Source organism: Bradyrhizobium sp. (assembly GCF_035701725.1).
Taxonomy (GTDB): domain Bacteria; phylum Pseudomonadota; class Alphaproteobacteria; order Rhizobiales; family Xanthobacteraceae; genus Bradyrhizobium.
Genome location: NZ_DASSRP010000390.1, coordinates 1 through 14,241, shown reverse-complemented (window position 1 = coordinate 14,241; position 14,241 = coordinate 1). Strand labels below are relative to the sequence as shown.

At 61.8% G+C, this 14,241-nt stretch carries 20 protein-coding genes; 13 read left to right on the top strand and 7 right to left on the bottom strand.

What is annotated here, in order from left to right:
* Positions 1–1,037: 1,037 nt before the first annotated feature.
* The 8 genes from VFL62_RS23565 (at position 1,038) to VFL62_RS23530 (ending at position 6,343) form a co-directional block, all read left to right on the top strand.
* Complete coding sequence (locus tag VFL62_RS23565; protein WP_325174803.1) at positions 1,038–1,805, top strand: hypothetical protein; 768 nt, start codon at positions 1,038–1,040, stop codon at positions 1,803–1,805.
* A gap of 121 nt (positions 1,806–1,926) precedes the next feature.
* Positions 1,927–2,127: a hypothetical protein gene (locus VFL62_RS23560; protein WP_325174802.1), complete on the top strand. Its 201-nt coding sequence runs from the start codon at positions 1,927–1,929 to the stop codon at positions 2,125–2,127.
* Between the two features lie 103 nt (positions 2,128–2,230).
* On the top strand, positions 2,231–2,656 hold the full coding sequence (locus tag VFL62_RS23555) for a hypothetical protein (RefSeq protein WP_325174801.1): 426 nt from the start codon (positions 2,231–2,233) through the stop codon (positions 2,654–2,656).
* A 245-nt stretch (positions 2,657–2,901) separates the two neighbouring features.
* The gene (locus VFL62_RS23550; protein WP_325174800.1) at positions 2,902–4,233 is read left to right on the top strand and encodes an alkaline phosphatase family protein; all 1,332 of its coding nucleotides are present in this window, start codon (positions 2,902–2,904) and stop codon (positions 4,231–4,233) included.
* A gap of 417 nt (positions 4,234–4,650) precedes the next feature.
* Positions 4,651–5,211 (top strand): type 1 glutamine amidotransferase domain-containing protein, encoded by a 561-nt coding sequence (locus tag VFL62_RS23545; RefSeq protein ID WP_325174799.1) that lies wholly within the window; start codon positions 4,651–4,653, stop codon positions 5,209–5,211.
* A 255-nt stretch (positions 5,212–5,466) separates the two neighbouring features.
* Entirely contained in the window at positions 5,467–5,700 is a 234-nt protein-coding gene (locus VFL62_RS23540) for a DUF6894 family protein (RefSeq protein WP_325174798.1), read from the top strand.
* Positions 5,701–5,709: 9 nt separating this feature from the next.
* Positions 5,710–5,883 carry a hypothetical protein gene (locus VFL62_RS23535; RefSeq protein WP_325174797.1) on the top strand — a complete coding sequence of 58 codons (174 nt, stop codon included), beginning with the start codon at positions 5,710–5,712 and terminating at the stop codon, positions 5,881–5,883.
* A 181-nt stretch (positions 5,884–6,064) separates the two neighbouring features.
* Positions 6,065–6,343 (top strand): hypothetical protein, encoded by a 279-nt coding sequence (locus tag VFL62_RS23530; protein ID WP_325174796.1) that lies wholly within the window; start codon positions 6,065–6,067, stop codon positions 6,341–6,343.
* A gap of 13 nt (positions 6,344–6,356) precedes the next feature.
* Here VFL62_RS23530 and VFL62_RS23525 read toward each other — a convergent pair whose 3' ends face one another.
* The gene (locus tag VFL62_RS23525) at positions 6,357–6,848 is read right to left on the bottom strand and encodes a DoxX family protein (protein WP_325174795.1); all 492 of its coding nucleotides are present in this window, start codon (positions 6,846–6,848) and stop codon (positions 6,357–6,359) included.
* A 269-nt stretch (positions 6,849–7,117) separates the two neighbouring features.
* Between VFL62_RS23525 and upp the strand changes: the two genes are divergently transcribed.
* Positions 7,118–7,756: a uracil phosphoribosyltransferase gene (gene upp / locus VFL62_RS23520; protein ID WP_325174794.1), complete on the top strand. Its 639-nt coding sequence runs from the start codon at positions 7,118–7,120 to the stop codon at positions 7,754–7,756.
* A gap of 19 nt (positions 7,757–7,775) precedes the next feature.
* On the opposite strand, the gene VFL62_RS23515 is transcribed toward upp, so the two are convergent.
* From VFL62_RS23515 to VFL62_RS23505, 3 genes are all read right to left on the bottom strand, one after another.
* Positions 7,776–7,925: a hypothetical protein gene (locus VFL62_RS23515; protein WP_325174793.1), complete on the bottom strand. Its 150-nt coding sequence runs from the start codon at positions 7,923–7,925 to the stop codon at positions 7,776–7,778.
* A 60-nt stretch (positions 7,926–7,985) separates the two neighbouring features.
* Positions 7,986–8,678, bottom strand: coding sequence for a substrate-binding domain-containing protein (locus VFL62_RS23510; protein WP_325174792.1), 693 nt, complete (start codon positions 8,676–8,678; stop codon positions 7,986–7,988).
* 149 nt (positions 8,679–8,827) lie between these two features.
* A complete protein-coding gene (locus VFL62_RS23505) occupies positions 8,828–9,862 on the bottom strand; it encodes a glutamine synthetase beta-grasp domain-containing protein (protein ID WP_325174791.1) in 1,035 nt (344 codons plus the stop codon).
* Positions 9,863–10,408: 546 nt separating this feature from the next.
* Between VFL62_RS23505 and VFL62_RS23500 the strand changes: the two genes are divergently transcribed.
* On the top strand, positions 10,409–10,612 hold the full coding sequence (locus VFL62_RS23500) for a DUF2735 domain-containing protein (protein ID WP_325174790.1): 204 nt from the start codon (positions 10,409–10,411) through the stop codon (positions 10,610–10,612).
* A gap of 43 nt (positions 10,613–10,655) precedes the next feature.
* Here VFL62_RS23500 and VFL62_RS23495 read toward each other — a convergent pair whose 3' ends face one another.
* Positions 10,656–10,967, bottom strand: coding sequence for an MliC family protein (locus VFL62_RS23495; RefSeq protein ID WP_325174789.1), 312 nt, complete (start codon positions 10,965–10,967; stop codon positions 10,656–10,658).
* Between the two features lie 75 nt (positions 10,968–11,042).
* Complete coding sequence (locus VFL62_RS23490; protein WP_325174788.1) at positions 11,043–11,243, bottom strand: hypothetical protein; 201 nt, start codon at positions 11,241–11,243, stop codon at positions 11,043–11,045.
* 306 nt (positions 11,244–11,549) lie between these two features.
* Between VFL62_RS23490 and fabG the strand changes: the two genes are divergently transcribed.
* The 3 genes from fabG to VFL62_RS23475 all read left to right on the top strand — a co-directional run bounded on the left by fabG (position 11,550) and on the right by VFL62_RS23475 (position 13,415).
* Complete coding sequence (gene fabG / locus VFL62_RS23485; RefSeq protein WP_325174787.1) at positions 11,550–12,230, top strand: 3-oxoacyl-ACP reductase FabG; 681 nt, start codon at positions 11,550–11,552, stop codon at positions 12,228–12,230.
* Between the two features lie 83 nt (positions 12,231–12,313).
* Positions 12,314–12,997, top strand: a complete 684-nt coding sequence (locus VFL62_RS23480) for a DUF2161 domain-containing phosphodiesterase (RefSeq protein WP_325174786.1) — start codon at positions 12,314–12,316, stop codon at positions 12,995–12,997.
* Positions 12,998–13,112: 115 nt separating this feature from the next.
* Positions 13,113–13,415: a hypothetical protein gene (locus VFL62_RS23475; protein ID WP_325174785.1), complete on the top strand. Its 303-nt coding sequence runs from the start codon at positions 13,113–13,115 to the stop codon at positions 13,413–13,415.
* A gap of 51 nt (positions 13,416–13,466) precedes the next feature.
* On the opposite strand, the gene VFL62_RS23470 is transcribed toward VFL62_RS23475, so the two are convergent.
* On the bottom strand, positions 13,467–14,084 hold the full coding sequence (locus VFL62_RS23470; RefSeq protein ID WP_325174784.1) for a GNAT family N-acetyltransferase: 618 nt from the start codon (positions 14,082–14,084) through the stop codon (positions 13,467–13,469).
* Positions 14,085–14,241: the final 157 nt, after the last annotated feature.

The following is a 14,241-nucleotide window of genomic DNA, read 5'->3' as shown; positions in this document are numbered from 1 at the left end:
GCGTAGCCCGGATGAGCGAAGCGACATCCGGGATTCCTTTAAACCCCGCATATCGCCGGCGCTCATGCGGGCTACGCCGCTCCGAGTATGATCCGACTACGCAAATGGATTGCGTCCCGGAGCCTGTCATCGGGCGCGCATTTCGCGCGACCCGATGGCATCGCCCCGGAATGACAGGGAGATGGTTGTGCGGGCGCATCGCGGAATGACCAAGGGGAGAAAGAGCGCTGGCACCTCGCAATAGTGATTTCACCAAAAATCGAATTTCGCCTGGCCGATCAATGCTGAGTCTACTGTCCAGTCCCGCGCGCAAAAATATTTCGCTGTGCCCGTCGGGCAAATCATCGCTACACCTTCGCGCCATCCCGCACCCAAGAGAGGGGCGTATCGCGATCGTCACGGACGTTGGGCGCGGGAGGCGATGGACGCGGCGGCGCACGAGACGAAGTGCGCGTGGCCCGCGGACGGCGAAGTCGTGTGGGCCTGATCTCCCGACGCTGAGATCCGGTGCAACGCGAAAAGCGTTGTCACCCCACGGAGACAACAAGCCCGGTCTCCGGGGCGAGCACGAAGGAAACCGTTAAAACCACCGTGCAGGGAAAGCCGGACCAGCCCGGCGAACCCGTGGTGACGACCTCATGTGCTTTTTACCTTGCACATGAGACTGCGGGTGCGATGGGCACCCGGCTTTCCCTGCGCCCTCCGACGTTGGAGGGCTACCGATTGCAACAACTCGGAGGCGATGCCCCGCGAGGACGCCTTTTTGTGTCCGGTCATTCCGCGATGCGCCGTCGCGACAAAATAGCGAGCTATTTTGCGCGGAAGGCGCAGACCCGGAATCCATCTCTCCCGGCATTCGTGCTGTGACATGGATTCTCTCGTGCGCAATTGCGCACCATAGTTCGAGCTTCGCTCGCCCCGGAATGACGCCGGCCGTTTGGAGATGTCAAACCGAATGCCACGGGCCCTGCGAGGCTCCTTGCGCAACAACGTCCGGCGGCGGAGTATGCGGCACTTGATCGGGAGCTTTACGGAACATGGCTGCTGGCGCGCTTCGCACAGGACTTATCGGCATGCTGATGGCCGTCGCGGTCTCTCCCGCCGCCATCGCCCAAAACATCGCGCGCCCGCCGGCCGGCGGCGTCGCTTCCGCGCCCGATGCGATGATCTTCTATGTCGCGCACGGCGCCGACGGCGCCTGCGGCGCCGGCTGCTCGGACTGGATCGCGGCCGAGGGCACCGTGCAGTGGGACACCTACAAGCGGCTGATCAACATTCTCGACCGCCAGCAGGGGCGCAAGCTTCCGCTCGTCATCCATTCCTTCGGCGAGTCCAATCTCAACGTCGCCGTCAGTCTCGGCCGCATCCTGCACGAGCGCGGCATCGACACCACCGAAGGCACGACGGAGGTTGCCGCCTGCGCCGGCAAGAGCGATGCGGACTGCTTCGCGCTCAAGCGTCCGGGCGGCCCGCTGGAGGCCACGCTGGACCGCAAGGACGGGCGCTGCGACATCGCCTGCGTGCTGATGCTCGCCGGCGGCATCCACCGCACGCTGCCATCGGGCACGCGCGTGATCCTGAGCGGCATGGCGATCCGCAACCGCCTCGCGCCCAACGTCTCCGACGAGCACCGCGAAGGCCTGACCGCCGCCTATGGCGAGCAGTTCCGGGTCTACTTGCGCGAAATGGGGATCGACACCGAGTTGCTCGACATCGTCGACCGCAACAGCGAGCAGCACCGCGCCACCGAGGTGCCACCTACCGACTGGGCGCGGCTGCATCTCGTCACCGCGGAGCCGCGGTAGGCATCGCGCTGCGCCGGGGGTCGAACTGATCCAGATCAAAACGGCCAAGCCGGCTATGGCTGAGATTGCCGGCTTCCGCTAACATCCTTCATCCCCTTGGACACCAGGGAGCCTCCTTCGAATGACCGACTTCAGCCAGCTTTCCGATCCCGAGATCGCCAACCGCGTCGCGATCCTGCGCGACAACCTGCGCCAGCTCACCGAGCAGGCGGCGGCGCAATCGGGCGCTGCCAACGAGGAGCGGCTGGCCAACCGGATCGAGGACCAGAGCAAGGAACTGGAAGACCTGTTGAAGGAGCAGGACCGGCGCGGGAAAAAGTAGCAACGCTCGCACCGGTTCATTGCAACGGCCCGCTAACCTCCAGCGTGTACGATTCTGCACATTCTGCGCGTTAACGCGCGATTTACTTTATTGCGGGGCCAGGATGTTCAGATTTGCAGTCGTGGTGGCAATGCTGTTGCTGCCCTTGGGCGACGCGTTCGCGCATGGCGAGGAGCCGGCGCCACCACCGAAGAAGGAGACGCCACTGTTTCCGGTCAAGGTGGTGCACACGCGCAAGGGCGCGATCTTCGTCGACCTCAACGGCATGACCCTCTACACGTTCGACCGCGACACCTCGGGCAACAAGTCGACCTGTGACGGCAAATGCACCGAGCGCTGGAAGCCGCTCGCCGCCGACAAGGACGCCGAAGCCAAGGGCGACTTCACCGTGATCATCCGCTCCGATGGGAGCAAGATGTGGGCCTATCGCTATCGCCCGCTCTATACGTCGCAGTCCGACCACGCGCCGGGCGACGTCAACGGCTTTGACGGCGCCAATCTGTGGCACGTGGCGCGGCCGGCGTTCTGAAACCGGTCACGGCGTTGTCCGCCCCCGCGGCGGCGGACAAGGCAGCGCGTGCGGCCTGGCGGTACGCGACACCGAATGCGGCGGCTTTATTCCCATGCGGCGCGCATTTCCGGGCCAGCGCGGCAAATTTCCGCACCCCAAACAGCCGTCGCCCGTCTGTAATATTCAGTGAATACGACGATCCCCCGGTGCGTCGCGAAGGCGACCGCGCCGCCTCAAACCTCCTTTGCCTCTGGGGATCATCCATGTTCAAATTCATCAAATGGTCGCTTGCGGCCATGCTTGTGGGTGCTTTTGCGGCGTCCACCGCCGTCCGTGCAGACGACTTTTTCCGCGGCTTTCCCGATTTCGATGGCCGCAAGATCGGCCACGTCTGGATCATCGTGCTCGAAAACGAGAGCTTCAACGACACCTTCGGGCCCAACTCGCTGGCGCCCTTCCTGTCGAAGACACTGCCAAGCCAGGGTGTGATGCTCAACCAGTATTACGGCACGGGCCATGTCAGCCTCGACAACTACGTCTCGATGGTCAGTGGCCAGGGCCCGACCGTTCAGACCCGCGTCGATTGCACCTTCTACGACGACTTCCAACTCACCGGCATCACGCCGGACGGCCAGGCCGTCGGCACCGGCTGCGTTTACCCGCCGCAGATCAAGACCATAGGCGACCAGCTCAGCGCCGCGCGCCTGAGCTGGAAGGGCTACATGGAAGACATGGGCAAGAATCCGACCCGGGAACAAGCGACCTGCGGGCAACCGCTGATCACCATCAATGGTGTGACCAAGGTTGCGCTCAACCAAATCGACAACACGCAAGCCGCCGAGGCGTTTCCGGGCGGCGACCAGTACGCGGCCCGCCACAACCCCTTCGTCTACTTCCATTCGCTGATCGACAGCGGCCAGTGCTCACAGCACGTGGTCAATTTCAATCAGCTCCAGCAGGATCTGGCGCACGAATCGACCACCCCGCGCTTCTCCTTCATCACGCCCAACCTCTGCCACGACGGGCATGACGGCAACGGCACCACGTCGAAGTGCAAGAACACGGTCGAACCCGGCGGCCTCGTCTCCATCGATGCTTTCCTGAAGCAGACCGTGCCGATGATCCAGAACTCGACGGCCTACAAGGAAGACGGGCTGATCATCATCACCTTCGACGAAGGCGGTCTTACCTTCGATGGCGCCAACAGCCAGATCACGGCGGAAGGCATCAGCTGCTGTGGCCAGCAGCCAGGGCCGAATATTGCGCCGCTGCTCGTTCCTGGCCAGCCGCTGAAGCTCGGCTTCGAGAACATCCCGCGCGGCACGCCGCCGAACTTCTTTACGACCACCACCGGCTTCGGCGGCGATCGCATCGGCGGAATTCTGCTGTCGCCCTTCCTCAAGCCGGGCACCGTGTCCAACGTTCCCTTCAACCACTACTCGATGCTGAAGACGGTCGAAGATATCTTTGGTCTCGACTATCTCGGTTATGCCGGTCAGCCTGGGCTGCAGGGCTTCTTCGGCTGCACGAACTCCGATATTCGCGTTGGCGGGGACGACGATCAGTTCCGGCATTGCCAGCGCGACCGCGACTGATCGGCCGAGCCCGATCTCTCGTCAGCGCTATCTTGATCAGGCGGCCTCCGATCCTCGTCGGGGGCCGCACGTTTTTCGAAGAGGGTAGTAGTAGCGGCCGACGAAGACCAACGGGCTCGAGACGCCCGCCCGGCGGCGATCGCGATGGTTCAGTTCATCGATGTGAGGAAGGTCGATCTTGCGGGGAACACGAGGCCCGGTGAGCCTAGGAGACCGGGCCTCGCGAACATCCCCCCACCCCAATGGCCTCCAGCCGACAGGGTCAGTGGCTTTCGAATACGCAACTTCGTCATCGCGCGCTAGACCGTAGCATTACGGTTGCTTTTGTCTCGACCGGCGAAGTGAATCGAACAAGGAACGATTGCAGCGCCGAGCAATTGCCAATGCGGGGCTCACGAAAGTTCGAAGGATGTCCCCATGCAACTCAACGGCAAACGCATCGCCATTCTCGCCACCCACGGCTTCGAGCAATCGGAGCTCGAAGTTCCGCGCGACAAGCTGAAGGAAGCCGGCGCCACGGTCGAGATCGTCTCGCTAACATCGGGCGAGATCAAGGGCTGGGACAAGAAGGACTGGGGTCGGCCCGTCAAGGTCGACAAGACGCTGGACGATGTTTCACCGCAGGATTACGACGCGCTGGTGCTGCCAGGAGGGCAGATCAATCCGGACCTGTTGCGCGTCGAACCGAAGGCGCTCGCCTTCATCACCGACATCTTCAACGCCAAGAAAGTCGTGGCCGCGGTCTGTCACGCCCCCTGGCTCTTGATTGAAACCGGCATCGCCCGCGGCCGCAGGATGACATCGTATCACTCGATCAAAACTGACGTGATGAACGCCGGGGCAAAGTGGGAGGATTCGGAGGCCGTCGTCGATCAGGGCCTGATCACTTCGCGCAACCCCGGCGACCTCAACGCCTTCAGCGCCAAGATCATCGAGGAAGTCCGCGAAGGCCGCCATAACGAGCGCCGCGTGGCATAGGATTCTTCATCGCTCCCGCCGTCGTTCCGGGTTCGCCGCTTTCGCGGGGCCCGGAATGACGGCAATTCACGGCCTCCGAGAATTCATGAGTCAATCGAATCGGTTACGGTTCGTCGCGGAAGTCACACGCAAGCAGTTTGAAGAAAATTGTCTGTAATCCCCGTAGTTTCCCTATACGGATTCATCCGGATTTTCCGACTCATCGGCTGCTGTTATCACAACCATGCATCACGTTTCTCCCGAAGGAGACGGACCATGGCTCAGCTCTTCTTCCACTGTTCCAACGACGCGGGCATCTGGATCGATCGGCGGTTGGCTCCGGTCAGCAGCCTGAGCGAAGCCATGGCGCAAGCAGCCGGGGTCGTGCGCTCGCTGGTGATGGAACCTTCGAACGAAGATTGGCGCGGTTGGACATTGCATGCCAGCGACGATTTCGGAGATGAGATTTTCGCGGTTCCTTTCGCCTCCGTCCTCGGCAAAGCTCATTGAGAGGCTGCCATGCTGATCACCCTTGCCGCCTCCCTCCCGTTCCGCCGGCGCCTGATCGCCCTCGTCGAGGGCTGGCAGCGCCTCGTCCAGATGGCGAGCGACCCCTATCGCCCTGAACTTCATTACATGCGCGGCCCCGGCCCCGCATGCCGCGCCAGACAGCGCGGGCGCACCGAAATCTGACGTTTCTCCCAGGCTGGTAAAGCCCACCTTGAAGGCGTCGCCCGCGCAAATGCGGCGGCGCTATTTTCTTTTTGTTAAGCACGCAATTTAGCCGAAAGGCTGAAGCAGTGCCTCTGGCCAAAAATCGCCAAAATCTTCTATTTTCAATTCGGACATCACAATCCATTTCGGGGAACTTCCCATGCGGATCGCGCAATCGATCTTCGTTGGTTCGATCGCCGTTTTGACGACCCTCGCCTCGCCGGCCCTCGCGACCGGCTCGAGCCCTAACTCCCACGCCAACGCCAACGCGCAAGCGACCGAGGATGCGCCGGCCTCGTCGGGCTGCCACGCCTACCAAAAGGGACCGGACGGCACCTGGGTCGAGATGGCCTGCCATGAAGGCATCGAGACCGCGCCGGCGCCGGTGCACGGCAAGTCCGCCAGTCGTCGGCGCGCGGAGCAAACCCTCGCACGCTGAGGCGATTGGCGGGTTAGGTTTTCGGTTTTATCCGGGCACTCGACAGATAGCTGTCGAGCGCCAAAGGACCAGAACCGCCCAGCACCAGCGCGACGATACCGCAGAGATACAACAGATCAGTCTCGTAACCGGGCTGGCCGAAATGCGCGCCGGCCGACGTCACTGACAATAGCTTGATCGAGCTGAAGCCGTTGGGCCAGTGGACCGTGAAGATCGCAACCAGCAACACGATCGCCATCGGCAGGCTGACGAGCGGAATGAACAGGCCCGCGATCACGGCGACTCCGCCGGCAATTTCAACCGCGATGGTGGCCCAGGCCAGTAGCGCCGGGTCGAATATGCCAAGCGCACCCAGAATCTGGATGAAGTTATCGGGTCCCCGCGCGAGCTTGGCGTAGCCGTGGTGGAGAAAGCCGCCGCCGACGATCAGGCGCAGCGGGATCGCGTACCAACAGGGCGGAATCGCAGGAACGAGCCTGATGGAACGGGCGATCAGAGTATTCATGCAAGGCCTCTTCAGACGATCCTGACGTGTTGCCGCAAGGGCGCTCGCTGACAATGTTCGCTGTAGGGTGATATTTGTTACGCGGCCGCGTGCGTGATTTCGACGCCGCCTCCACAAGCCTGGTCCGCCGCGCAAGGCACCGATGGCGAGGTGCGCCTCCGCCCGATCGGCCCGGTCGTGTCCTTTGCCCGGCAAACGGGCGGCAGCGGCCTCGACAAGGCAAGAAAAACCGGGATTATCGCAAGCACGACAGCGGTTCAGGAGCCTCCATGCTTTCCAACAGTGACGTTCATCTCGTCAGCCACCCCCTCGTTCAGCACAAACTGTCGCTGATGCGGCAGGCCGATCGCTCCACCAAGGGCTTTCGTGAGCTGCTGAATGAAATCGGCATGCTGCTCTGCTACGAGGTGACACGCGACCTGCCGCTCGAGATGGTCGACATCGAAACCCCACTGATGGCGATGAAGGCCCCGAAAATCGCCGGCAAGAAGCTGACCCTTGCGCCGATCCTGCGCGCCGGCGTCGGCTTTCTCGACGGCATGCTGGCGCTCGTACCTTCAGCACGCGTCGCTCATATCGGCCTCTACCGCGACCCGCAGACCCTGCAGGCAGTCGAATACTACTTCAAGGCGCCGCATGATCTGTCGGATCGTACCGTGATCCTGATGGATCCGATGCTCGCAACGGGCAACTCAGCCTCTGCGGCCGCTTCGCTGTTGCGGACGCGGGGGGCACAAGACATGCGCTTTGTCTGTCTGCTTGCCGCGCCCGAGGGCATCAATCACTTCCAGGCCGAACATCCGGATATTCCGATCTGGACCGCGGCGATCGATGAGAAGCTGAACGACCACGGCTACATTCTGCCCGGCCTTGGCGACGCCGGCGATCGAATGTACGGCACCAAATAGCCCCGACGATCTACCCGGCTTAATGTCGCTTGAAGTATTGTACTTCGCGCTCATGCTTCTCGGCCGCCGCGCGCGACTTGAAGGTGCCGAGATTGCGCCGCCGACCGGTCTTTGGACTCGGCTTGCGCGAATAGAGCCGGTACTCGCCTGATTTCAGTTTGCGGATCATGGGGCAACCTGGATTGATAAAACCTCTTCTATCAATCGCGCCAGATACGGCTTGGTTCCCTTAAGCCAGCCGCTCCAAACCCGACTCGATCAGCGCCGGCGTCGCCTCGGGAGAGGCCAGAAATTTCAGAAGAAGGCCGGATGCCGCCGCGTTCTTTGAATCCGTCATCGTCCCGGCGGAAAACACCGCCGGCGTCTGCAAATGATGCGGCAATGCCCCGACGATCTCCACGCCCTTCACCTGCTTCAACTCGCTGAGCTGCTGGATCGCGACATCCGCCTCCCCGCTAACGATGCGCTCGGCGGTAAAACCCATGGGGCTTATACTGGCGCGCGCGTTGATCTCTTTCTCGATGCCCGTTTTCGCGATCAATTGTGCGAAGAAGATTCCGCTGGCTCCGAGCCGCGAATAAGCCACCGAACGCGCTGCGAGCAGCGTTGCGCGCAAGTTTGCTTCCGTCGAGATATCCGGGTGCGGCGCACCCGCCTTCACCGCCAGCCCGACCCAGGACCGGGCGAGATCGACGCGGCTTTGCGCAACCACGCTCCCCGCCGCAATCAGTCCCGCAAGCCCCTCGTCGGTCAGGATCAGCACATCCGCGGTCTCGCCTTGCCTGAGCCGCTCAAGCAGTCTCACTGTTGGCGCGAAATCGGCATCGATGCGCGTGCCGCTTTTCGCCTGATAGCTTTCGCCGAGCGCGCGAATGGCGCCCGCCAGTGCCAACGTCGACAACACGCGCACCGAATTTTCCATTCTTCAATCTCCGCCGCTGGCGTGGAGCTTTCTAGCACGCAGATCTGGCGCTCAAAATGCAATGATCCGCCAGAGCAGGCACTCTGGCGGATCATGGGAAGGTCGAGCCCGGCGACGCTATCAGCCGCTGGCCGCGCGCCTTACGTGACTTAGGCGGCTGCCTTCGCGCCGGTCGGCACGGTGGCGATGGTCTTCAGGACCTGCGAAGCGATCTGGTAGGGGTCGCCTTGCGAGTTGGGACGACGGTCTTCCAGATAGCCCTTGTAGCCGTTGTTGACGAAGGAGTGCGGCACGCGAATCGAAGCGCCGCGGTCAGCCACGCCGTAGCTGAACTTGTTCCACGGCGCAGTCTCGTGCTTGCCGGTCAGGCGCTTGTCGTTGTCCGGACCATAGACGGCGATGTGGTCCATGAGATTCTGCTCAAAGGCCGCCATCAGTTTCTCGAAATAGTCCTTGCCGCCGACTTCGCGCATGTACTTGGTGGAGAAGTTGCAATGCATGCCCGAGCCGTTCCAGTCGGTGTCGCCGAGCGGCTTGCAGTGGAATTCGATGTCGATGCCGTACTTCTCGGTGAGACGCAGCATCAGATAGCGCGCCATCCACATCTGGTCGGCGCAGGTCTTCGAGCCCTTGCCGAAGATCTGGAATTCCCACTGGCCCTTGGCGACTTCCGCGTTGATGCCTTCGTGGTTGATGCCGGCAGCAAGGCAGAGGTCGAGATGCTCTTCGACCAGCTTGCGGGCAATGTCGCCGACATACTTGTAGCCAACGCCGGTGTAGTACGGGCCCTGTGGCGCCGGATAGCCTTCCACCGGAAAGCCGAGCGGACGACCGTCCTTGTAGAAGAAATATTCCTGCTCGAAGCCGAACCACGCATCGGGATCGTCGAGGATAGTGGCGCGCTTGTTGGACGGATGCGGCGTCTTGCCATCGGGCATCATGACTTCGCACATCACGAGCACACCGTTGGTGCGCGCGCCGTCGGGGAAAACCGCAACCGGCTTGAGCACGCAATCCGAGCTGTGGCCCTCAGCCTGCTGGGTGGACGAACCGTCAAAACCCCACAGCGGCAGCTGCTCCAGCGTCGGGAAAGACGCGAATTCCTTGATCTGCGTTTTGCCGCGCAGATTCGGCGTCGGCGTATAGCCGTCGAGCCAAATATACTCGAGCTTGTACTTGGTCATTGAGCCTCTCTTGAGTTGGGATTGAAAGGCGTGAGAGCGAACCTGAGATCCTACCCGCACACGTACCCGGCCACGGTTGGGCCGGTCATGAATAAGCAATAAAAGTGCCAATTATTGCAGCGCGGTAGTGCTGCGCCCGGCGCGGGTCCTGCGACTTTCTGTTCGAGACGGGTGCGGCAAAGGCGCGCGCCGAATCGGCCGGCGCTGTCACGCGACGCCCGCGCGGGTCCGGCGCCTGAGCCCGTTTCTGCAGCATTCGCCGCAGAGCACACAGCCACCGGCTAGCGATGTAGCAGGCCCGCGCAACAATCGGCAAGCCCAGCGGGTGACTTCGGCAACCCTCTATCTCGCCGCGTGCGAAGGGTGGCGGAACCTGCCCTGCCCGGTGCAAAGGCAAATATGCACCTTTTTTGTTCAGTTACTGCGTTGATTTTAATCAGGTTGCGACTCCGCAAAGCAGGACCGATATCGGCGTTCCCAGTAACTGCACACGAACGAGTCGGGCGCAGCATGCGTTCAGTATGTGTGGCCCTATGGAGAATATCGATGAATACAGACCGTAGTCAGGAGTCCGCCCGCATCTACCAATTCCCCGCCGGGGGCCGCGCAGCTCTCGGCGGAAAACGTTGGCACGAATTCAACTCAAGCCCGGCTCAGGGACTTGAGCGTGTCAATGAAGTCGATTGCAGCGGAAGCTGGTACCACGAAGCCGCCATTCGCGAGGCCACCGAACGCGGCCGCGACCACTAAGGCCACAAAGCAGGTGTGTCGGGATGTTCGGCGGCGAAGCCTTTCAGGAGAGTTCGCACGCCGTCACCGGCCGCCGCACATGTCTGATAAAGGCGCCGGAAGCAGTCATCGTCAGGCTCACACCGCTGCCTGAATAGCGTTGGCCGGAAATCGCCAGTCTTTTCTTCAACGTGACCGCGCGGCCATCGATTTGCAGATAGGCGCGTTGATCGCTGGGATAGAACGCGAGGAGGAATTTCGTCCCGTCGGCACAGCGATAGGAATCGAAGGTCTGTGCCGGCGCGGGAGATGTCTGGACGATCAGGATTGCAGCAAAAATCGCTGCCCGGCCGATTGCGGCCCTGTGCCGTGTCATCCTCGCCCCCGAAGCCATCGCAACGATGCCTGCAATAGCGTCGGAAACGGCTGCTGTACAGATGCGCCGCGGAAGTTAGGCCGCCGCTTCCATTTCGGCGTCGAGATCGGCGATGACGTCCTCGAATGCGGAAATCGCCTGCTGAACCGCGGCGATCTGCATCAACTCCCAGCCGCTGACGGGGCCGTTACGATTTTGCAAGGCAACCACGAGATCACGCCGCTGCTCCTTGAGCTGCACAAGCGGCAAACCGTGGTCGGGCAGATGTTTCAACATGATGCTTCACCCCCTCCATTGAGCGGGTTCTAGCCATATCGCAACGGTTCTGCGTTTCGCTTACAAAACTCCGGCAAATTTTATCAATCGCCGACAAGTGTCGGAATATCCGTCCTTCTTTCGCGAAAACGTGTTCGCGCTCGGGCCTTTCGGCCGTATTACCAGCGGATTTTTCTACGACCTAGTGTCCCGATTCCGAAGTTCGTAGCATTTTCGGAGCCAGATTTCGAACTTCGGAATCGAGAGGACACTAGCTGATTTATAAATCTAGTGTGGCTGCAACCTGCCCGCGCGGAGATCGCTGTCATGGAAGGAAAGGTCGTCATCATCACCGGGGCATCCGGCGCGCTCGGCAAGATCGTCGCGGCTTCGGCGCTGGCGAAAGGCGCAAAGGTCGCCGCCATCGACCACGCCGCTTCGGCCGAAAAGCCGACAGCCGACCGGATCGAACTCGGCGGCGTCGATCTAACCGAGCCGGCTCAGGCGAACAAAGCTGTCGACGCCGCGGCTTCGCATTTCGGTCGGCTCGATGCGCTGGTCAATATTGCCGGCGGCTTTGCTTTCGAGACCGCCGTCGATGGTGACCCGAAGACCTGGCACCGGCTCTATGCACTGAACGTTCTGACCGCGCTTAACGCCTCGCGATCGGCGATCCCGCACCTCGCCGCCTCTGGTGCCGGGCGGATCGTCAACGTCGGCGCGATGGGAGCAATCGCGGCCGGCGCCGGCATGGGCCCCTATGCCGCGTCGAAAGCGGGAGTGCACCGTCTCACCGAAGCACTGGCCGCCGAATGGAAAGGCAAGATCACCGTCAATGCGGTCCTGCCCTCGATCATCGATACCGCCGCCAACCGCGCCAGCATGAAGGATGCGGATTTTTCGAAGTGGGTCAGGCCGGAAGAGTTGGCCGAAGTCATCCTGTTCCTGACGAGCGATGCCGCCAGCGCCGTGACCGGCGCCCTGCTCCCGGTCAATGGACGGGTTTAGCCCGAGGCGATTTATCGCGGGGCGAAGTCGATCCGCGGTAGACTGAGCCGACTGTGAGTCGCCAGGATCGCCAGGAAAACTCGTTGGAAACCGCGCTTTATCTTCCCGTCAAAAGATTTCTCGAAAACCTCGGCTTCACGGTCAAAGGGGAAATCGGCGGCTGCGATCTCGTGGCGCTCTCCGCTGACGATCCGCCGATCGTCGTGATCAGCGAACTGAAGCTCGCCTTCAATCTCGAACTGATCCTGCAAGCGGTCGACCGCGCCGGCGCCAGCGATGAAGTGTGGGTCGCGGCAAGATTTTCCGAACGCGGCAAGGGCCGAGAGAGCGACGCGCGCTATCGCAATCTCTGCCGCCGTCTCGGCTTTGGCATGCTTGCGGTCACGAAATCCGGAACCGTCGAAGTAATCGTCTCGCCAACGTCGATTCCGCGCCGCGACCTCAAACGCCGCTCGCGCCTGGTTGCCGAGCACCGCAAGCGCCAGGGCGATCCGGCGCTTGGCGGCAGCACGCGCGCGCCGATCATGACCGCTTATCGTCAACAGGCCCTGGCCTGCGCCTCTGCGCTGTCGCAAGGTCCGCGCAAGGTGCGGGAGCTCAAGCCGGCGATTCCCGACGCGCCTAAAATCCTACTGCACAACGTCTATGGCTGGTTCGACCGCGTCGAGCGCGGCGTCTACACCTTGACCAATTCAGGATACGCGGCCCTCAAACGTTGGCCGCAGCCTCCAATTGACCTGGCAACCCTTGAGATCGCGGGGGCGTGAACGAAGCGACGCCTCGGCAGTTCAAGTGTGCATAGCTGGATTGCCACACCAGTTTCATATTGCAATGCAACATACCTGTCCCTAGATATCAGCCGCGAAAACGATGGGGTCGGCGATGAGCCAGGATTGGAATACGAAATATGGGCCGCGGCGCGTCCGGCGTGATCCGCCTACGCTTGAAGAGGCGATCTTCGCCGCAGCCGGCATCACCGAGGACTTGAGCGAGCAGGCCGAGATCGCGGCCTCACTGATGGGGCTGCCGCTCGAAACCGTGACCGCCGAGGTGAAAAAAACGAGCCGCATCCAGGCACGCTCGGCGACGCGCGTGATCGCCGGTGAGCAAGGCGCGCAGCGGTCGGTCGTCGTCGAACGGCGCGTCGTGCGAAGGTTCGGGAACGACAAACGGACCGGCACCTGACATAGCTAAAGCGGCTATCGCGGAACTAGCAGTGACCGCGTGTCGGCACGCTCATGCCGCCTGCTTCCAGCCATATAGCCCCAGCCAAAATTTCCAGTACGCACGATTGAACTGAATGACTGCCCGCGCGGCGTCGATCGGGATCACGGCGGCCGGGGCGAATGCCGGCGGCGCTGTTTGTTCAACCTCGATGGTTCCGGTGGACTCGCCTTGGCAGAACGAGAGGTGCGCACCGAACTTGTTGGCGAGCGCCCGCATCGCATCGTTTTGCGCGCCGGTCGTAATCCGCAAGCGGCGATAGCCCCTCGCATGGGCTTCTTCGATCAACTTCTGAAACAAGAGACTGCCGACACCCAGGCGGCGCAAACCGCGCTCGACGCTGAAAGCAATCTCGGGCAGATCCGACGAGGTTGCCGGCGGATGAAGCTCCGCCGCGCCGCGGACCACGCCGTCCTCGAGATAGGCAATGATGACCGTACCGTCGTTCGCGCACTTTTCCGCGTAACGCTCGATGAAGCTGTCATCCATGAAGCCATGGAAACGATCATGGCGGCTTTGGTGATCGAGCCGCAGCAGATGATCCCGCAACAGGACCAGTTCTTCCTGCTGGCAAAGGGTGCGAACGATGCCCCTCACGGCGGCCGAAACCGTAATGTTCTGATAGCTCAAGTCTGATCTCCTCTCCGGTCACCCTCGAGGAGGCGTCGAATCCCTAGATCAATCCATATTGTGCATCGCAACACGAAATTCAAGAGCCAATTTTTGCTGCAAATATCGGTGGTTAACATCCGATATCGCCCGCATTCAAAGCACCATCTGGGTCTGG